General features: G+C 62.0%; 16 protein-coding genes. 3 read left to right on the forward strand and 13 right to left on the reverse strand.

The window, feature by feature from the left end; all coding sequences use genetic code 11:
* Positions 1–33 precede the first annotated feature (33 nt).
* Both CH278_RS26765 and CH278_RS26770 read right to left on the reverse strand, forming a co-directional pair.
* The gene (locus tag CH278_RS26765) at positions 34–786 is read right to left on the reverse strand and encodes a hypothetical protein (protein WP_032393231.1); all 753 of its coding nucleotides are present in this window, start codon (positions 784–786) and stop codon (positions 34–36) included.
* 129 nt (positions 787–915) lie between these two features.
* Positions 916–1095, reverse strand: coding sequence for a hypothetical protein (locus CH278_RS26770; RefSeq protein ID WP_032383901.1), 180 nt, complete (start codon positions 1093–1095; stop codon positions 916–918).
* Between CH278_RS26770 and CH278_RS26775 the strand changes: the two genes are divergently transcribed.
* Complete coding sequence (locus CH278_RS26775) at positions 1094–1765, forward strand: hypothetical protein (RefSeq protein WP_052053753.1); 672 nt, start codon at positions 1094–1096, stop codon at positions 1763–1765. The genes CH278_RS26770 and CH278_RS26775 overlap by 2 nt on opposite strands.
* Before the next feature lie 193 nt (positions 1766–1958).
* Here CH278_RS26775 and CH278_RS26780 read toward each other — a convergent pair whose 3' ends face one another.
* The 4 genes from CH278_RS26780 to CH278_RS26795 form a co-directional block, all read right to left on the reverse strand.
* Positions 1959–4493, reverse strand: a complete 2535-nt coding sequence (locus tag CH278_RS26780; protein ID WP_139278542.1) for a hypothetical protein — start codon at positions 4491–4493, stop codon at positions 1959–1961.
* A 135-nt stretch (positions 4494–4628) separates the two neighbouring features.
* Positions 4629–5858, reverse strand: coding sequence for a globin domain-containing protein (locus tag CH278_RS26785; RefSeq protein ID WP_032393229.1), 1230 nt, complete (start codon positions 5856–5858; stop codon positions 4629–4631).
* A 41-nt stretch (positions 5859–5899) separates the two neighbouring features.
* On the reverse strand, positions 5900–6340 hold the full coding sequence (locus tag CH278_RS26790; RefSeq protein ID WP_027496129.1) for an RrF2 family transcriptional regulator: 441 nt from the start codon (positions 6338–6340) through the stop codon (positions 5900–5902).
* 95 nt (positions 6341–6435) lie between these two features.
* The gene (locus CH278_RS26795) at positions 6436–7464 is read right to left on the reverse strand and encodes a nitronate monooxygenase (protein WP_032385630.1); all 1029 of its coding nucleotides are present in this window, start codon (positions 7462–7464) and stop codon (positions 6436–6438) included.
* Positions 7465–7562: 98 nt separating this feature from the next.
* On the opposite strand from CH278_RS26795, the gene CH278_RS26800 reads away from it, so the two are divergent.
* The gene (locus tag CH278_RS26800) at positions 7563–8426 is read left to right on the forward strand and encodes a LysR family transcriptional regulator (RefSeq protein WP_032408136.1); all 864 of its coding nucleotides are present in this window, start codon (positions 7563–7565) and stop codon (positions 8424–8426) included.
* A 344-nt stretch (positions 8427–8770) separates the two neighbouring features.
* Here CH278_RS26800 and CH278_RS26805 read toward each other — a convergent pair whose 3' ends face one another.
* Positions 8771–9310 (reverse strand): TetR/AcrR family transcriptional regulator, encoded by a 540-nt coding sequence (locus CH278_RS26805; protein WP_032393227.1) that lies wholly within the window; start codon positions 9308–9310, stop codon positions 8771–8773.
* Positions 9311–9408: 98 nt separating this feature from the next.
* Here CH278_RS26805 and CH278_RS26810 point away from each other — a divergent pair, with 98 nt between their 5' ends.
* A complete protein-coding gene (locus CH278_RS26810; RefSeq protein WP_052053751.1) occupies positions 9409–11007 on the forward strand; it encodes an MFS transporter in 1599 nt (532 codons plus the stop codon).
* 74 nt (positions 11008–11081) lie between these two features.
* On the opposite strand, the gene CH278_RS26815 is transcribed toward CH278_RS26810, so the two are convergent.
* The 6 genes from CH278_RS26815 to prpD all read right to left on the reverse strand — a co-directional run bounded on the left by CH278_RS26815 (position 11082) and on the right by prpD (position 17957).
* A complete protein-coding gene (locus CH278_RS26815; protein WP_174557317.1) occupies positions 11082–12110 on the reverse strand; it encodes a methionine synthase in 1029 nt (342 codons plus the stop codon).
* Positions 12111–12136: 26 nt separating this feature from the next.
* Positions 12137–13108, reverse strand: coding sequence for a putative oxygenase MesX (locus CH278_RS26820; protein ID WP_032393225.1), 972 nt, complete (start codon positions 13106–13108; stop codon positions 12137–12139).
* A gap of 230 nt (positions 13109–13338) precedes the next feature.
* Positions 13339–14292: a LysR family transcriptional regulator gene (locus tag CH278_RS26825; protein ID WP_032393376.1), complete on the reverse strand. Its 954-nt coding sequence runs from the start codon at positions 14290–14292 to the stop codon at positions 13339–13341.
* A 130-nt stretch (positions 14293–14422) separates the two neighbouring features.
* Positions 14423–15544 carry a bifunctional 2-methylcitrate synthase/citrate synthase gene (locus CH278_RS26830; protein WP_032393224.1) on the reverse strand — a complete coding sequence of 374 codons (1122 nt, stop codon included), beginning with the start codon at positions 15542–15544 and terminating at the stop codon, positions 14423–14425.
* Positions 15544–16455: a methylisocitrate lyase gene (gene prpB / locus CH278_RS26835; RefSeq protein WP_032393223.1), complete on the reverse strand. Its 912-nt coding sequence runs from the start codon at positions 16453–16455 to the stop codon at positions 15544–15546. The genes CH278_RS26830 and prpB overlap by 1 nt, the downstream gene beginning before the upstream one ends.
* Positions 16455–17957, reverse strand: a complete 1503-nt coding sequence (gene prpD, locus CH278_RS26840) for a 2-methylcitrate dehydratase PrpD (protein ID WP_032393222.1) — start codon at positions 17955–17957, stop codon at positions 16455–16457. The genes prpB and prpD overlap by 1 nt, the downstream gene beginning before the upstream one ends.
* Positions 17958–17987 lie beyond the last annotated feature (30 nt).

Here is a 17987-nt window from a genome sequence, read left to right on the forward strand (position 1 = left end):
CTCGTGCTGTTTCCTCGACCGGCAACCCCTCACCTACGGGCAAGCGGGTAGCGGGTTGACGGTGTCGGTATCCCAGGTGAGTCTTTGCGTGACAGGCACGGGCAGCGCCTCGAGCTCGGCGTTCGTGAGCAGTGCGTCGATGCACGAGGTCGACGCCCCGACGTAGGTCGTCATCAAGTCGATGTCCGTTGCCACGCACCATGCCTGATCATCCGGCCACCACAGGTGGGCGCTCATTACAGAGGGAAACCGAGCACTGGCACCGAACTGGGTGTCGGCGAGATCGATACCGCCCGCGAAGAGCACCATATTTCGAGACGGCATCGGCAGTCGAAGTTCATTCGACGGCACGTCGATATACCCAGATCCTTCCCAGTGCCCGAACCAGCACTGCGCCGGCGCCTGTGTGAAGCGTCGAAGTGTGTCTGCCAACGCCCGGGTGGTGCCTACCGGCAACGAACCTTGCATCGGGGAATCGTGCCAAACGCCCTCCTGCTCGCTGGCTTGCCAGCTGCCCACGATGGAACCCCACTCCATCGCCGGGTGCGCAATCCGGCCGTTGGCTCGGGCAACCGCCGACCAGGTGACCGGTTCGTCGTCGATGCTCCTCGCCGGATGGAAGATTCGCGCGTACGACGGGAAGATACGCGGAATCAGCGCGGCCACACCGCTGCCGAACTTTCCGATTCCTTCGAGGAGCCACGCCCCAGCGTCGACGTCGGCGGCCTCGCGTAGCCCTCGTTCGTCCCAGTCCTGGGAATCGGTCGACTTCGGATTCCACGCCATGGGCCCACTAGATCACACGAAGCCGCATGTCCGGTCAGAACGGAGTGGCCCAAGTCGATTCCCGCATCGCCGTGGTGAGACGACGGCAGATTCATGTGCCCCGAAACGAAAGATCCGTCGACTTCATGCCTACCGATCTCGAGAGGTCTGCGCGCCCGAGCGACCGGGCAACAACGATCGCCCACCGGTGCTCTCGTACCGCGCGGTCTGGCAGCGAAGCGTGAGCACGCATGCGAACAGACCGGACGGCATGCCGGAACGCCATCCGACCTTGCGCACCGCATCGGTCCGCGGGAGAGTGACGATCATGAACGACACACCCGCATCCGGCCCACCCCCACCGCGTTTTCGCGGCGTGCCCATCAACGAAATCCCGGCCGTAGTACCTCTGAGATTGATTCTGGCCGAAACGGACAGGATCGGTGCGTGGCTGAGCGGTGCACGGATCTACAGCACTTGCATGACCTTCTCGGTCGAAGCCAGTGTCCGAGAATCCGATCGTTTGCTGGGTATGTACGGGTTCGGTAGACCGGAGTCGAATCACACGCCGCCGATGCTCCTCGGTTTCGAGGACGTCGACGGAACCGTCTCCACAAACCTGCCCGGCAGACGAACGGGATTGAGTCCCAACGGCGGTGGTGGAAACCGCCTGCACAGTCGAAGCGGCCTCATTTTGACGCCCGTTCCGCCAGCCGGTCCTTTGCATGTTTATTTTGCGTGGCCCCACTTCGGGATCGACGAGACACGTCATATCGTGGATGCGAGCGAATTCCATTCGACGACATCCGAAGTGAGAAAATTGTGGGACGAGGTCGATCCGGACACGGGCACCCAGTTCGACCTCGATGACAGGACGACTCCCGAGATCGAGATTCCACCAGGCGGGTGGTTCCAGGCGGCCTTCGAACGCCAGAAGCCACCTCCGCGCGACCCCAATGCGCCGCGTCGTATCAACTACGCGATCAAGAGTGACGACTGAGCGGCAAAGCCTTCAGGACCAACGAGAACTACCAACGTATCGCGATGCTCGACCCCATCGAAATAGCCGCTCACCGCACAACCACCCGAGTACGAAGGCTGTTCGTGTGTGGTGGCCGCTTGACGAATTGCCGCCGTGGCCTGGCCGGGGTCGTGTCGACATCCGGCTCGCCGCTACGTAGTTCGTTGATTCGTCACCTCCCTGCCCAAGGCGCCCGTACGTCGCCGATACGTCCGTAGGCAACCATCTCGGTCCAGAATGCGCACAGGCCGGACGCCCATTGCTCGGCCGTGAGCGGAAAAATTGGCGGGTGGTGTCCGTACTGCTCGACCCACGTGCGGTCAGTCGGCGGTACACGCAGTTCAGGCTCGGTCGGGATGGGTACGTCTGCGTCGTAGAGTGCGGGGCTACCGGTGAGTTGGTAGACCAGCGTTGCAATCCGGCCTTCGAGGTCGAGTGAGAGCGGCACGAAGCGGGTGTCCACCACGCTGCGGATACAGAGTCTGTCGGCAAGCACAGTGAACGTGTCGAGGGTGCCGGGGTCGGCGTTGCGGCTGTCGACACGGACTCGCCATCTACCGTCGGGAGTCGTCCTGGGGTCGAGATAATCGGCGGTCGCCGCGTACGGACCGAATTTCGAGAGATGTTGTTGCAGAGGTACATTGACCGCGCTGGGTGCGAGTTTGCGAACAGTGTTCTCGTTCGGGCCGTCGAGCCGGGACCAGTCGAAGTTGTCGGGCGCGAGCATGGGCGCGGCGGTGCGGTCGAGGAGCAACCCGAACCGGAACGACGCCGCCCTCGAGGCCGTCGGTTCGCGAGCGTCTCTGTATTCGTAGGCGTAGTCGGCCCACCGATCGCCGAGCGCGGCACGGACCCAGCCCTCCGCTTCGGTCACCGGAATCGCTGCATTCGGAGAACCGATCGTCCGCAGCGGAGGTTCCGTCGGCGACAGGCGTCGACCGACAACACGCACCCGTACCAAGACCGGTCCGGTCTCAGGTACGAATGTGCCGAGATCGTCGGAGTACGGGTGAAAGCTGCATGCAACGACAACGCGGGTCGTCTCGTCCCGCGATGCCGGTCCCTGAAGACGCTCGTCGGGGCCCAGGCGGTCACCGGAACGGCCCCGCGAAGTCACCAGCAGGTCAATGTGATTGCGCAGTCTCGTGATCACATCGGGATGGTTGCAACGAACGAATTGCGCCACCGTGTGAACTTCCTCGGCCTGCGAGGCGGTGAGATCAGTCATGGTCGACCTCCGTTGTGACAGTGCTGGAAATCGCGCACCAATTCCGGGTGGCACCCACGCAGTAACAAGCCGGTGAACGTGAGCCCGTCGTCGGCGAGCCAGTGCCAACTCTCCCGCGGCCACGGCGCGTACATCCGCAACGGTCGTCACGCCGGTGTCGCTGTGCCGCAGGATCACCGAGTCGTCGTCCCAATCGATGGATGATGCGTGAGCATCGAGAGGATTGTGCGCAGCGATGATCTCGAAGTCGGCGTCGATCTCGAACGCCTCGTGCTGAACCCGCCTTCGAAACGCACTGTCCAACAGCGTGTCCTGCGTCAATGACGCCGCGAACCACGGACCATTGTCGCCCTCGGCCTGCACCAGCAGCGCCGACACAGCGCCCACTACGCCGACGTGTCGCCGCATCACCGGCGCGGTGACGATCGCCAGACCGTCGTCGACGAGCACGACCGGCGCACCATCGAGACCAAGGGGCTCCGCCAAAGTGGTGGGCAACCCGAAGTGTTCGTTGTATTCACCGGACAACAACTCGTCGAGTAAAGGACCTGTCGCGCGTCGCGCTATTGCCCACCGGTCTCGTCGGTCGATCGCATCGACGAGTTGACCGACAAGGGCGATGAAGCCTCCCCGTCCGGTGCCGTAGCCCAGACGGTTCGGCGTCACAGCACGACCTCCCAGTACGACGCCGGCCTCATACCGAACCATCGTCCGCATCGAGCGAGCAATGATCACCGGAACGAGTACCCTCGGCCCCGACGGTGCCCGCCCCTCGGGGGAGCGTACATACCACCCACCGGACTCCCCGGCAGCCATCGGTGCCACAACTCCCGCCCAACCCACACACCTTGCGGCGGTGAGTATGTCGCGTTCTGTACCCGGACGTTCGGCCGGAAAGTCGCGCCACGTCGCCACGAGTGTCTGTACGGATTCGAGCACGGTGATCTCGGAGCCGCTGTTCGGGTGCGCGGACGGTGCGGCGGGGACATCACTCCACAGGTGCGCGCCGACGGCGGGATGGACGAACCCGTCGGCGATGCGCGCCGACATCATCCTGCTGTGCGCCCGCGCGCCCGCCGCATATACGCCGTCTCCACGATCAGTACCGAGACCGAAGAACAAGTCCTCGGCAAGTCGATACTGCTCCTCGTTGATGCGTGATCCATCCGCGACGCGTGTGTCACCGGATCTGAATCGTGTGAATCGGGAAAGCACCCCCGCCACCACAGCCGCGGTGTCGGGTGGGATCAGCGGCGGAACCACTGTCAGATCACCGTGGACAGCCGACAGGTATCCCATGCACGCAATCGGGAATCTGGCCCAGTCGCTCTCCCCCACCGCCACCGCCGACGCGGTGAAGACGAAGTCGTCGAACAGATCTCGGTGGAACGGCGGCAAACGCCGCATCGAATCTGCAGCGGCCAGCGACACACCGTCGTACACGAACTGTTCGAGGGTTCGACCCTCGACTTCCTGCAACCACATATGAAAGCCCGCGCACTAGGGGGCCGCCGAACGAAGCCGACGGGCACGAGATCACCGGGCACCAGTAAACACGCCGAGACTCCCGGACACAATAAGAGGCGACGGCAGCGAATGGTGGGGCTGTGGCTGTCAGCCGAGCAACCACTCGTCCGGGGCGAACAGTTCGCAATGGACACGCGACTTGTCGACCCCACAGTCGACGAGTTGTGAGGTGACGGCCTGCACGAAACCGTTACCGCCGCAGACGAAGAACGACGCACCCTGAGGAAGGTCGACAAGAGTGAGATCCAACCGCCCATGGTGTGCATCGGCCACATCGCCGGGCTCCTCGTACCAGAGTTCGAGGACGGCGTTCGGCAAGGCGTCGACCAGTTGTCGCTGACGGGCCCGAAGCGGATGGTCGGCGGGGCTACGGTCTGCGTGGACAACCAACACCTCGGATTGTGTACCCGACAGAGCGAGATGTTCGAGAATCCCGTTCATCGGCGTGATGCCGATGCCGGCCGAGATCAATACGGCGGGCCCCGCAGAGATGTCCTCTGTCGGCAGATCACCGAACGGGATGCTGATGTCGATGAGGTCTCCCGGGCGTAGCGTGCTCGAGATCCAGTTCGACACTTCACCTGCCGGGCAGCCACCGCTGGCGACGACAGGCTTGACGGCGAACGTCAATTCGCCTGTGTCACTGCCGGAGATGAGGCTGTACTGGCGGATCTGTCGCGCGCCGTCGGGCAGAGTCACTCCGACCGAGACGTACCCACCCGGGTGCTCCTTTCGAAGCTCGGGCCAGTCGCCGGTCACACCGATCACCACTACCCCGGACGGATCTTCGGTGCGCGTAGTGACGATTCCGCGGTGAAAGACCTGTCCCGCAACCACTCCCGCGCTCTCGTAAAGGCGGTTCTCGAGATCGACGAGAGTGTCGGCCATCATCCAATACACCCGGTCCCAGGCTTCGGCGACTTCGGTCGTCACTGTCTCGGCACCGAGTACGTCGACGATCGCAGCGAAGAGGTGCCCGTACACGATCGAGTACTGGTCGGCGGTAATTCCGAGAGATGCGTGCTTGTGTCCGATCCGGGACAGCATTTCGTCCGGGTGCGGCAGCGTCGGGTCAACCAGATGGGTGGCGTACGTTGCGATCGACGCGGCCAGAGCTCGTTGCTGCGCTCCCTGTGCCTGATTCCCGCGGTTGAACAGATTTCGCAGCAGCTCCGGTCGTGCGGCGAACATGCGTGCATAGAAGTTTGTTGTGATGGCGTCGATATTGGCACCCACCAACGGCAACGTCGCTCTGACGACGTCGACGTGATCGGGTTGGAGCTCGTGCTCGACAGTGAGGGGACCGAACGTGGACACAGGTATTCCTTCCAATGGACCGCCGACGTCGAAATGGCGGGTCAGGGTGAGGGAAAAGCGACCATTGCGAGTGGAATGGTCGGGGACGCGGCTAGATCGTCGATCGTGTAGCGGTCGAGTTCGCCATAGAACGCTTCTTTGGCGACGGCCAGGGCATGCCGCAATCGGCAGGCGGCAAGAAGTGGGCAGGGCCGGTCCCCTACGCACTCGACAACTTCGCGATCGCCTTCGAGTTGACGGATCAGGTGGCCCACCGATATCGATCGGCCCGTGTCGGTGAGGAAGAGCCCGCCGGTGCGGCCGCGCTGCGCACGGACGCAGCCCAATCCGACCAAGCGTGTAATCGCTTTCGCTACATGGTGTTCGGACGCGTTGACTCGAACTGCAATGGCTCCAGTGGTCATCCGGGGACCGTCCGGGCCGGCGGCTGCCAGCAACATCATCGCCCGTAGGGCCAGATCGCTGAAGCGAGTCAGTTGCATGTCTACGACGGTACTCAATCCCGCACACCCGATGCGGGTTTTGGAGCGTGGCTTCAAACACCACGATCCGTGCGGTTTTTACACCTGGACATTCCTCACAACTCCGAGGCCAATTCTTCGATAATTCGCGCTGCCGGGTCAGCGGAAGCGCTGCGGTGCCCGGCACCGGCCCACAGGTTGATGCAATGAGGGTCGTTCGCTGCGGCCTTGCGGATGCCGCCGGTCAGCGTGTTCACGGCGGGGTACTGGCGTGACGATCCGGTATCGAACCGATCGATGAACTTGTTGCGCAAGGCTCTGGCGGGACGGCCGCTGAAGGCTCGAGTGACCACCGTTTCGGTGAACCGAGGATCGACCAAGGCGGCGGCGTGGGCAGGCTTCGTCCCGGCTTCCGGCGATCGGAGCAGGGCGGTTCCGACCTGAGCCGCCACTGCCCCGTAGCCCAGGACTCGACGGACATCGGACGCGGTGGTGATCCCGCCGGCGGCCACGAGGGGAACCGACACTGCTCGGCGTATCGCAGGAATCAACTCGTCGAGGGCAATGTCCGAACTCTCGGCATCGATGCGAAAGGTCGAGCGGTGCCCGCCGGCATCGGGGCCTTGTACGCACAGGGAGTCGGCACCTGCATCGACCGCCGCGCGGGCGTCCTCTTCGTTAGTGACGGTGACGGTGACGGCGCTCCCGGCCTCGTGCAGGCGGGCGATGATGTCGGCACTTGGGCACCCGAAAGTGAACGACACGACCGGGATGGCTTCGACCACGACGATGTCGAGCTTCTCCTCCCAGTAGTCGTCGATATTTTCGGCAAGGGTGCTGTCGGCGGGGAGTTCGACGCCGAGATCATCGGCGTAGGGCTGGAGCAGCGCGCGATACCGCGCAATGTCCTCGGTGTCGACAACCTGCCCGTCCTCGGGGACGAACAGATTGACCCCGAACGTTTCTATGCCAGCACCGCGAACGGCAACGATGTCCGCGGTCAACCTTTCCGGGGTGAGATAACCCGCGGCAAGGAACCCCAGTCCACCTGAATTCCGTACTGCTGCAACCAAGTCAGGGGTCGTCGGGCCTCCCGCCATCGGCGCTCCGACGATAGGCACCTGCAACGACTCGTATCGAAACATCGAAACTCCTAGAGAAGGGTGGGGCTGTGAGTCCGAGAGTAGGAGCCATCGGCGCAGCAGGCCAATACGCCGAGCACCGGTAGATATACGCTGGACGTATGGAGGTCGAGCTGAGACACCTGCGCGCGTTGGTCGCTCTGGCGGACTGTGGCACTCACACCGCCGCAGCCGCCGAACTGCGCGTTTCGCAGCCGACACTGACGCGTTCGGTTCGTCAACTCGAACAGCGTTGCGGGCGTCAATTGATCGAGTCCCGTACTGCCGAACTGACCGAGGACGGATTGGTCGTGCTGGGGCGTGCACGCAGAATCCTGGGAGAGGTGGATTCGCTGATCGAAGATCTCGACGACCACCCGGTCGTACGGTTGGGCTTTGCATGGTTGCTCCCCGACGGATGGTTCGCCGCCACGCGTGAATCTCTTGTCCGTCAATACGCCGCAGACGTGGACGTGCGCCGAGTCGACGATCCGCTTGCGGCGTTGGATGCGCGCGAAGTCGATGTGGCGCTCTACCGAAGCCGCCCACATCATTTGGCGGCCGGAACGGTGACTCGTCAGCTCGGCAGCGAACGACGGATTCTCGCGGTCAGCCGGTCGAACCTTTCATTCGACAATGCAACCGAAGTGCGGTGGGATGCGCTCCCTCCCGGTCCATTGGTGGTCAATACGCTGTCCGGTTCGACAACAGCCGACTCCATTCCGGTTGCCGCAAACGGTGAACCGCGGGTGGTGATCACCTGCCGGAATTTCGAGGAATGGCTCGAGAACATCGCCGCCGGACGCGGAATCGGCATCGTTCCGGAACTCGCCGCACGACGGATCTCTCACCCCGGCCTACGGTTTCTCCCTATCGACGGTGCTCCGCCGACCCAGGTGCGGCTGGCGTGGCGTGAGGGGCCGATGCCGCCACGAGCCGTTCGATGGTTTCTCGACGTGGCTTTCACCGAATGGCAAAATGCTTGAACTGACCGACCGCCTTCCAGTCTGATCTCCGGGGAAGGGTTTTCCGTGCGATGATCACGGAAAGCGCTGTAGCACAGGCGAGTACGACGAACGCAATGGTGAATGCAACTCCGTAGCCATCGCCGATGACCGGCGCGACCATCAGCGGTCCTAGCATCTGCCCCAATCCATAGACGGCGGTCAGGGGTGCTGCGGAATTCGACCCGATCAGTGCTTGTCCACATTCATGGCGTGCATCGGGCAGCGTTCGCCCCGCAAGCGGGAGGGACGCCCTTCTGAAGTCACCACCCAGCACTGCGAGCACGGTGTGAATGCAGCGTCGGGCGATGAGCCACGTGGCTCCTTCAGGGACGAGAGTCGATGAGCCTGTGTACAACGCCTACCAACGCCTCGATGTGGTCGGGCGATCGGTGGTCCGTTCCGGCCGATGCTGCGGCGAAGTAGAGGCCGTCGCCCATCAGAAGGACCGCTTCTGCGACCGCCGGATCAGCGATCTGCTCGTTCAACGCATCCAACCAGGATTGCCGGATTCGCTCCAGGGTCTGCTGCGCAACCTCGTTCGCACCCTGGCTCAGCCGCATCGTGGCAACCACGGCACGATCGACAGCAGTGTCGTGGAACGTCGATGTGCGTATGTGGTAATCCGCTGGGCCCTCTGGATGCTCCCTCATCCGTCGAACATCCTCGGCCGCGAGCTCCTCCACGACACGCATCAAACCCTCCACCAAGGCTTCCTTGCTGGGGAAGTGGTACATCAAGCCGCCCTTCGAGATCCCGGCAGCAGCGGCAACCGCATCGAGGGTCGCCGCCTTCTCCCCCTGCTCCAGCACGAGCTTGACGAAAGCGTTCAACGACTTGTCACGCGCTACAGGAGGAGGAGGCACAGGGCGAGTTTACGGGCGAACGCGGCTTCGGCTTCGTTACTGCACCGTCTGGTTGGTACAGTAACGAAGTCCCGCCCAACCTCATCGGAAGACGGCACATGCCTGAACTCACAAGTCCGCCCACTCCGGGCCACCTCTCGCACGGCAGAACGGCGGGGGTTCGCCAATGGTGCGCGCTCGCTGTCCTGATGCTGCCCGTGTTGATCATCGCGATCGACAACACAGTGCTGTCCTTCGCTTTACCTTCGATCGCCGAAACTCTCGAACCATCCGGCGCACAACAACTCTGGATCATCGACGCCTACCCCTTCGTCTTGGCAGGGCTGCTCGTCGCGATGGGTAGCCTGGGCGACCGAATCGGACGACGACGCTTACTGCTCATCGGCGCGACCGGCTTCGCAGCGGTATCCGTTGTTGCGGCCTACTCGCAGACGCCCGAGATGTTGATAGCCGCACGTGCCGGCCTCGGCTTTTTCGGTGCCACCTTGATGCCCGCGACCCTGTCTCTATTGCGCAATCTGTTCACCGATCGCTCCGAACGCCGTCTGGCGATCGCGATCTGGTCGGCCTCCATCGGAGCGGGTGCGGCTATGGGACCTGTCGTCGGCGGATTCTTGTTGGAGCACTTCTGGTGGGGTTCGGTGTTCTTGTTCGCGATTCCACTCCTGGTGCCGTTGCTGATACTGGCACCGGTTCTGGTACCCGAATCGAAGGACCCCGATCCTGCGCGTATCGACGGCATCAGCATCGCCCTGTCCCTACTCGCCTTGACCCCGATCGTCTATGCAATCAAGGATTTGGCAAGTGGAGGAAGCTTGTTCGGCACGGCGCTACCCGCGCTGATCGGAGCACTGGCAGTCTGGATGTTCGTACGCAGGCAGCTCCGCCGGCCCGACCCGATGCTCGATGTTCGCCTGTTCACCGTGCCTGCCTTCGCCGGCGCAGTGTTGGTCAACCTGCTCGCGATATTCGCGCTCGTCGGATTCTTGTATTTCGTATCGCAACACCTTCAGCTCGTCGTCGGGTTGAGCCCGATGCAAGCTGGGCTCCGCTTGCTGCCCGGCATTCTGGCGATGATCACCGCAGGCCTCCTGGCAGTCGTACTGGCACGAATGCTGCGGCCTGCCATGATCATCTCGGGCGGAATGATGTTGGCGGCGTTCGGATACGCAACGATCGCGGTGTTCACCCAGCCGACATCGGTGTGGTCCTTCGTCGCGGCGTTCGCGGCCCTCGGAGCAGGTATCGGAGTTGCAGAGACCATCTCGAACGACATGATCTTGTCCACAGCTCCCCCGGAAAAGGCCGGTGCCGCGGCCGCTATCTCCGAGACGGCCTACGAACTCGGTGCCGTCACCGGTACGTCCGTGCTCGGTGCAATCCTGTTGGCGCAGTACCGTGCCAACGTCGTCACGCCCGAGAACGCCGGTTTCGACACTTCCGCGGCGCGAGAAACCCTCGGCGGTGCCCAAGCCATAGCGGACCGACTGCCGGCCGAACAGGCCAGTGGATTGCTCGACTCGGCAGCAGACGCCTTCACCAGTGGCGTGACCATCACGTCTGCCATCGCCGCATGCTTGATGATCGTCGCGGGCGGTGCCGCCTGGCTGATCATGCGAAAAATACCAGCCGGCCAACGCGAAGACTCCGGTGATCACGCCGACCTCGAGGTACACGAAACCAACCGGGCAACCTGACACTGTCGGTCGAACTCGAAGTTGTGGACGGAATCCGGCCGAAATCCATCCACAACTTCGAGTCCGGCAGAGAGCTACTTGGACAATTGACGTCGCAGGAGTTCCGCGCCAGCGGTGAGCGCGACCATCTTGTCTCGTGCGACGCGTCGGTCGAGTGGCGCCATACCGCAATTCGTACTTGGGTAGAGCTTGTCTGCGTCGACGAACGGAAGTGCGCGACTGAGGGTTTCAGCGACTTCTTCGACAGTCTCGACGGTGTCGCTTGCTACATCGATCGCACCCAGCATGACCTTCTTACCTCGAAGCAGTTCGATCAAGTCGATAGGTACGCGCGAATTGTGACTCTCCAGCGACACGATGTCGATCGAAGACTGTTGCAACAGTGGGAATGACCGTTCGTACTGGCGCCACTCGGCCCCCAGAGTTGCCTTCCAGTCGGTGTTGGCTTTGATGCCGTAGCCGTAACAGATGTGTACGGCTGTTCCGCAATTCAGCCCTTCGATTGCACGCTCGAGTGTCGCGATTCCCCAGTCTTCGAGCTCGTCGAAAAACACGTTGAATGCGGGCTCGTCGATCTGAATGATGTCGACGCCTACCGCTTCCAAGTCTTTTGCCTCTTGGTTCAGAAGAGTCGCGAACTCCCATGCCAGCTTCTCGCGACTCTTGTAATGGTCGTCGTAGAGCGTGTCGATCATTGTCATAGGGCCAGGCAGTGCCCATTTGATCGGCTGGCCGGTCACTGCTCGAAGGCGCGTCGCATCTGCGGCAAACACTGATTGTTCGCGGCTCACCGCACCGACAACCGTCGGAACGCTCGCATCGTATCGGTCCCGAATTCGCACAGTTTCCCGTCGATCGAAGTCGACACCCTCGAGATGCTCGATGAACGTGGTCACGAAGTGCTGACGCGTTTGTTCACCATCGCTGATGATGTCGAGACCGGCACGACGCTGCTCATCAGCTGCGAGCGCCTGAGCGTCGAGTCTTCCTTCGCGCAGTTCGTCGTCTCGTAATTTCCACGGCGACCAAAGCTTCTTCGGCTCACAGAGCCACGAGGGCTTGGGTAGGCTTCCGACGATCGAGGTGGGCAGGAGTGGGAACATCTCTTCTACCTTTCGGTCTCGCTCGGTCAGGCGCATCGATCGGTAGCCCAACGCTTCAGGACTGACCCATACGGTTGCATCAGATTCACGTCGGCGAACTCTGCCTGTGTCGTCGCAAGTCGATTGCGCTCGACACGGTCGTAGCTCACCTGCGGAAGTGAATAGTTTTCGTTGTCGAGACTCGGCTGGTAGACCTCCGAGGCAGCAGTATTCGCGTTGTAAATTTCAGGCCGATAGATTTTTTGGAAAGTCTCCATCGTCGCGATCGTGCCCGCGAGTGCCAGGACCGAATAGTCGTTGAGCAAGTCACCGCAGTGGTAGAACGCCAAGGGAGCGACGGATCCCTTGGGCATGAAGTAGCGAACCCCGAGACCCATTTTTCCGAAGTACTGATCGGTGATCGAGGTGTCCTCTGCCCCGTATTCGAGCCCGACGACCGGGTGATGATTCGTGAGGCGACGGTAGGTACTGGAAGTCGACACACTGATACAGATGACAGGTGGTTGCGAGAACCGTTCACGGTACTCGGGCGAATCGACAAAACGCTGAAAGACCTGACCATGTACATCGCCGAAGTCTTTCGGAATTCCCGTCGCTCGGTGCTTCGGGAGCTGAACAACGAAATCGTGGTCGCGAATGTATGAGGAGAAGTTGTTTCCGACGATGCCCTCTGTGCGGGTGCCGGTAGTGGTATCGACTATTCCGACATCGAGAATTTCGATTACCGGAAATGCGGCGTCGGCCCCGACGGATACTAGTTGCAGATCCACCGAGATGATGTCGAGTTCGAGTGCGTAGCGGTCACCACGTGGATTGTCCCAGTGAACCACCTCGTTGAGACGGGTGTTCATCATCGTCACCGCGTTACGCAAGTTCTGTCGACCATCCTCGCCGCGTGCAAGATTCGCAAAGTTGGTCGTGCGACGCGAGTTCGTCGACGGGGTGTAATCCTCGCCGAAGCGCGTCGTGCTGATGCTGAAAGTGCAGTCGTTCCTCATGCTGATTAGTAACCCCAATCACGTGCGGTGAATGTGGTGACGAACGCGTCACCACACGGGTTCACTGCCTGAGCCCTCGCAACACTTCGACCGAGTTACTCGATGGTCGGGCCGATTTCTCAGGTCCATAGAACCGGGAGGCAGCTGTCCGAAGCGGCCTGAGCATCAGCCTAAATCGACCAGTCGACATAGCCTAATCACTCTCGATTATGGCTGGCCATAGGCAATGGCTATGTCAATAAGTCGACGCCGAAACCAGACACGACGTCGCGCATCTCCGCCACGAAGCGCTGAGCCTGGACGGTCAAAGACACCGAGGCATGACCGATCCAACCGATCTCGATGCGATCGTCGACATCGAGCGGAACAGCGACGATGGACGGATCGAGATCATCCGAGACAATGCCGGTGGAGATCGTGTATCCGCCCAGACCGATCATGAGGTTGAAGATGGTGGCACGATCGCTCACCCGGATTTCTTGTTTGGACGAACGGGTGGAGAGTATTTCTTCGGAGAGGTAGAAGGAATTGTTCGCGCCCTGGTCGAACGTGAGACGCGGAAATTCTTCGAGGTCACTCAGCTCCACACTCTTTCGCCCCGCCAGGGGATTCGTGCGAGCGATGAAAATATGCGGCGATGCCAGAAACAGCGGCGTGAAAACAAGACCCGCTTCGCGAATCAGCTTGTCGATCACGCTTGCATTGAACTCGTTGCGATAGAGGACACCGAGTTCACTGCGGAGCGTGCGGACATCCTCGATGATTTCCCACGTACGGGACTCTCGAAGACTGAACGAATACTCCGGAGCCTCAGAGGCTTTCACCATGCGGACGAAAGCGTCGACGACGAATGAGTAGTGCTGAGTCGAGACGGCCAAGAGTCGGCGAGCGGGCCCGCGGCCGAGGTACCGCTGTTCCAAGAGTTCTGATTGCTCGACCACCTGGCGCGCGTAGCCGAGAAATTCGGTTCCATCCTCCGTGAGTGTCACCCCACGGGTCGAGCGAACGAAGAGGGTCCGACCCACGCGACGTTCCAGGTCTTTCAATGCGGCCGACATGGTCGGTTGCGCGATGTAGAGCAAGTCCGCCGCGGCACTGATGGACCCCTCGGCGGCCACTTCTACGAAGTAGCGCAACTGCTGAAGGGTAATGCCTCGCACCGTGCCCGTGACGTCCCGTGCCATGACAGAAATCATCGCACTTGTTCATCTCTCCGCACCCGAGCCGTCGAAAGCGGGCTCGATCCAGCGACCAGGTCGAGAACAGCGGCCACCCGACGTGCAGTGGGGAATCGGACCAACGGGTTGGCCGGCGTCAGGCGACGACAGCGCGTTGCGGCACTCCCGAGTACTGGCTCAGTGGTCGGATCAGCGCATTCGACGCACCTTGCTCGATGATGTGAGCCGTCCAACCGGTGATGCGACTCATGACGAAAATCGGTGTGAACACGTCGATGTCGAAGCCCATCAGGTAGTACGTCGGACCGGTAGGAAAATCGAGGTTGGGTTTGATGCCGGTGGCATCGTGCATGGTCTTTTCGAGAATGTCGTACATGCGCACCCACTTGTCTCCGCCGGTCACCGCGGCGACGTCGCGGAATGCTGCGTTCATCGTCGGCACGCGTGAGTCGCCGTTCTTGTAGACACGGTGACCGAACCCCATGACCTTGTCTTTGGCTGCGAGTTTGTTCTGCAGCCACTGTGCGGCCCGTTCGGGGTCGTCGATCTCGAGCATGTCTCGCATGACAGCTTCGTTGGCACCGCCGTGCAACGGACCCTTCAGCGCTCCGATGGCGGCGGTGACGGCGCTGTAGATATCCGACAGTGTCGAGGTGACCACGCGGGCAGCAAAGGTGGAGGCGTTGAAGCTGTGCTCGGCGTACAGGATCAGGGAAACCTCGAAGGCCCTGACGATTTCCGGTTCGGGAACGGAGCCGAAGCACATGTAGAGGAAGTTCTCCGCGAATCCAAGATGCGAATGAGGGGCGATGGGATCGAGGCAGTGTCGGCGGCGATGGTCGGCGGCGACGATGGTCGGCAACACTGCCGTCATACGCAGCGCCTTGGACAGGTTCGCCGACCCCGAATTGTCCTCCTCGGCAGGGTCTTCGGCACCGAGGTAGCTGATCGCGGTGCGCACGACATCCATCGGATGACAATTGTCGGGCATCTTCGTCACGAGCGAGAGCAACGAGCGGTCTGCTCGCCGTTGGGCTCGCTCGCGTTGGGTAAACAGTTCGAGTTGCTGCGGGGACGGGAGCTCACCGTGCCACAACAAGTAGGCGACCTGCTCGAAATTGCAGTACGCGACGAGATCTTGCACGGCGTAGCCGCGGTAGGTCAACGAGTTCGTCTCGGGGACGACCTTGGAAATAGCGGTGGTGTCGACCACGACACCGGCCAGCCCCTTGTAGATCGTGGGAATCGCCTCGGTCATCACTGCTCTCCTAAGCTGAAATTGAAAATTCCGGTATCGAATTCGTTGAAACGCTCGTAGTCGAGCAACTCGTACAGACGTGAGCGGGTCTGCATCCGGTCGAGGAGTCCCTTTTGCGTTCCCCGGTCGTGGATCTCACGCAGTCCGGTTTCGATGGCACCCATGGCCAGTCGCAATGTGGTGACCGGATAGATGACAGCGTTGTAGCCGATGTCCGCGAGTCTCTGCGCGGAGATCAGCTCGGATTTGCCGAACTCGGTCATGTTCGCCAGCAGCGGGGTGTCCACTGCAGCACGGAATTTCGCGAAGTCGGCTTCCCCTGCGAGCGCCTCGGTGAAGATCAGATCGGCTCCGGCGTCCGCGTACGCTTTCGCTCGTTCGATCGCGGCGTCGATTCCGTCGATACCCGCTGCATCGGTGCGGGCGCAGATGACGAAGTTCGGATCTCGCCGCGCGGTGACGGCCGCGCCGAGGCGTCGCACCATCTCCTCTATCGGGACAATCGCTTTGCCGTCGAGGTGCCCGCAGCGTTTCGGGTTGATCTGGTCTTCGAGGTGCAGCCCAGCGATCCCCGCATCCTCGGCCGCCAGCACCGTGCGTGCCGCGGACATCGGCTCACCGAATCCGGTGTCGGCGTCGATCAGTACCGGCAAGTCGGTGACGGCCGCGATCTGCGCACTGTGGGTGATGACCTCGGTCAACGTGGTGAGTCCGATGTCGGGCAGACCGAGCCCGGCAGAGAATGCGCCACCGGACATATAGACCCCCTCGAAGCCGATCTCCTGAATCAACTTTGCGGTCAGCGGGTTGATAGCGCCGGGAAGCCGAGTGATCGACGTCGACGCAAGCGTGGCGCGCAACGCAATACGCTTGTCCGCGGCCGACGTCGAGGCCGCAATGAGGCCCGGCATCAGAAGATGCCCTTCGGGGTCTTCGGAGCCCTCCCGAGGACATCGTCGGCGACGGTGAAGGTCAGCTGATCGAGTTCACCTGCGGCGAGCTCGGGAGCCCGCTCGGCTGCGCGAAGGAAGCGATCCTGTTCCGAGGGTGCGATCACACCATCGGCCAACGAACGGAACTTCGCGATGTACTGCTCGCGGGCGAACGGGCGGGCACCGAGGGGGTGCGCGTCGGCGACCGCGAGTTCGTCGACGATGACCGTGCCGTCTTTCAGCGTGATCTCCGCGCGTGCACCGAACGCCTTTTCGTCCGGATCGACAGAGTGGTATCGGCGCGTCCACTCAGGGTCTTCTACGGTCGAGATCTTGTTCCACAACGCGACGGTGTTCGGCCTCTGCGCGCGTTCGGGGGCGTACGAGTGCTCGTGATGCCAGATTCCGTCCTCGAGCGCGACTGCGAAGATGTACATCACCGAGTGATCGAGGGTTTCCCGGGAGGCGGTGGGATCGAACTTCTGTGGATCGTTCGAGCCGGTGCCGATGACGTAATGCGTGTGGTGACTGGTGTGCAACACGATCGTCTCGATCTGTTCGAGATCGGAGATCTTTTCCCGCATTCGTCGGGCGAGGTCGATCGGGGCCTGACTCTGGTACTCGGCGGAGTGTTCCTTCGTGTAACTGTCGAGAATTGCACGCTTGGCTTCACCCGGGCGGGGAAGCGGCACATGATATTCCGCGTTCGGTCCCCCGAGAAGCCACGCGATGACCCCGTCCTCACCCTCCCAGATCGGCGACGGGGCACCCTCGCCGCGCAGTGCTCGATCGACGGCTTCGACGGCAACCTTCCCGGCGAGCGCAGGGGCGTAGGCCTTCCAACTCGAGATCGACCCCTTGCGGGACTGACGGGTAGCTGTCGTGGTGTGCAGCGCTTGCCCGACGGCCTGGTAGATGGTTTCGGTGTCGAGGCCGAGCAGGGTGCCGATACCGGCGGCAGCAGAGGGACCGAGATGGGCAACGTGGTCGATCTTGTGCTCGTGCAACGAGATTGCGCGAACGAGGTCGATCTGAATCTCGTACCCGGTGGCCAGACCGCGGATCAGATCGCGCCCCGAGCGCCCGGCGTGCTGGGCGACTGCGAGGATCGGCGGAATGTTGTCCCCCGGGTGGGAGTACTCGGCGGCGAGGAACGTGTCGTGGAAGTCCAGTTCTCGCACCGCTACCCCATTGGCCCACGCGGACCACTCGGGTGAGTACTTTCCACCGATTCCGAACACAGTGGCACCGGGGCTGTACGGGTGCGCCCGCGCCTGTGTGCGAGCACTCGTCACTGGACGGCGCACCAGCGAGGCCGCAGCCACCGAGGCATTGTCGATGATCCGGTTGACGATCATCTCGGCCGCCGCTTCGGGTACCTCCACTGCGTCGGTGGCGACCTCGGCGACCTTCCAAGCCAGGTGCTCGGACTGGGGAAAGTCCTCGGCGGATGTACGGGTGCGTACGAGATGGGTCTTCACAGAAAATCCTCCGTGCTGATGAAAGGGCTT

This window comes from Rhodococcus sp. 05-2254-5 (genome assembly GCF_002258575.1).
In the GTDB taxonomy this organism is placed as follows: domain Bacteria; phylum Actinomycetota; class Actinomycetes; order Mycobacteriales; family Mycobacteriaceae; genus Rhodococcoides; species Rhodococcoides fascians.

Excerpts from the sequence above, each read along its gene's own strand:
- CH278_RS26770 (WP_032383901.1), bottom strand. The coding sequence starts at position 1,095 with ATGATCGTCACTCTCCCGCGGACCGATGCGGTGCGCAAGGTCGGATGG.
- CH278_RS26765 (WP_032393231.1), bottom strand. The coding sequence starts at position 786 with ATGGCGTGGAATCCGAAGTCGACCGATTCCCAGGACTGGGACGAACGA.
- CH278_RS26790 (WP_027496129.1), bottom strand. The coding sequence starts at position 6,340 with ATGCAACTGACTCGCTTCAGCGATCTGGCCCTACGGGCGATGATGTTG.
- CH278_RS26775 (WP_052053753.1), top strand. The coding sequence starts at position 1,094 with ATGAACGACACACCCGCATCCGGCCCACCCCCACCGCGTTTTCGCGGC.
- CH278_RS26825 (WP_032393376.1), bottom strand. The coding sequence starts at position 14,292 with ATGGCACGGGACGTCACGGGCACGGTGCGAGGCATTACCCTTCAGCAG.
- CH278_RS26810 (WP_052053751.1), top strand. The coding sequence starts at position 9,409 with ATGCCTGAACTCACAAGTCCGCCCACTCCGGGCCACCTCTCGCACGGC.
- CH278_RS26800 (WP_032408136.1), top strand. The coding sequence starts at position 7,563 with ATGGAGGTCGAGCTGAGACACCTGCGCGCGTTGGTCGCTCTGGCGGAC.
- CH278_RS26820 (WP_032393225.1), bottom strand. The coding sequence starts at position 13,108 with ATGAGGAACGACTGCACTTTCAGCATCAGCACGACGCGCTTCGGCGAG.
- CH278_RS26830 (WP_032393224.1), bottom strand. The coding sequence starts at position 15,544 with ATGACCGAGGCGATTCCCACGATCTACAAGGGGCTGGCCGGTGTCGTG.
- CH278_RS26795 (WP_032385630.1), bottom strand. The coding sequence starts at position 7,464 with ATGTTTCGATACGAGTCGTTGCAGGTGCCTATCGTCGGAGCGCCGATG.
- prpB (WP_032393223.1), bottom strand. The coding sequence starts at position 16,455 with ATGCCGGGCCTCATTGCGGCCTCGACGTCGGCCGCGGACAAGCGTATT.
- CH278_RS26815 (WP_174557317.1), bottom strand. The coding sequence starts at position 12,110 with ATGTTCCCACTCCTGCCCACCTCGATCGTCGGAAGCCTACCCAAGCCC.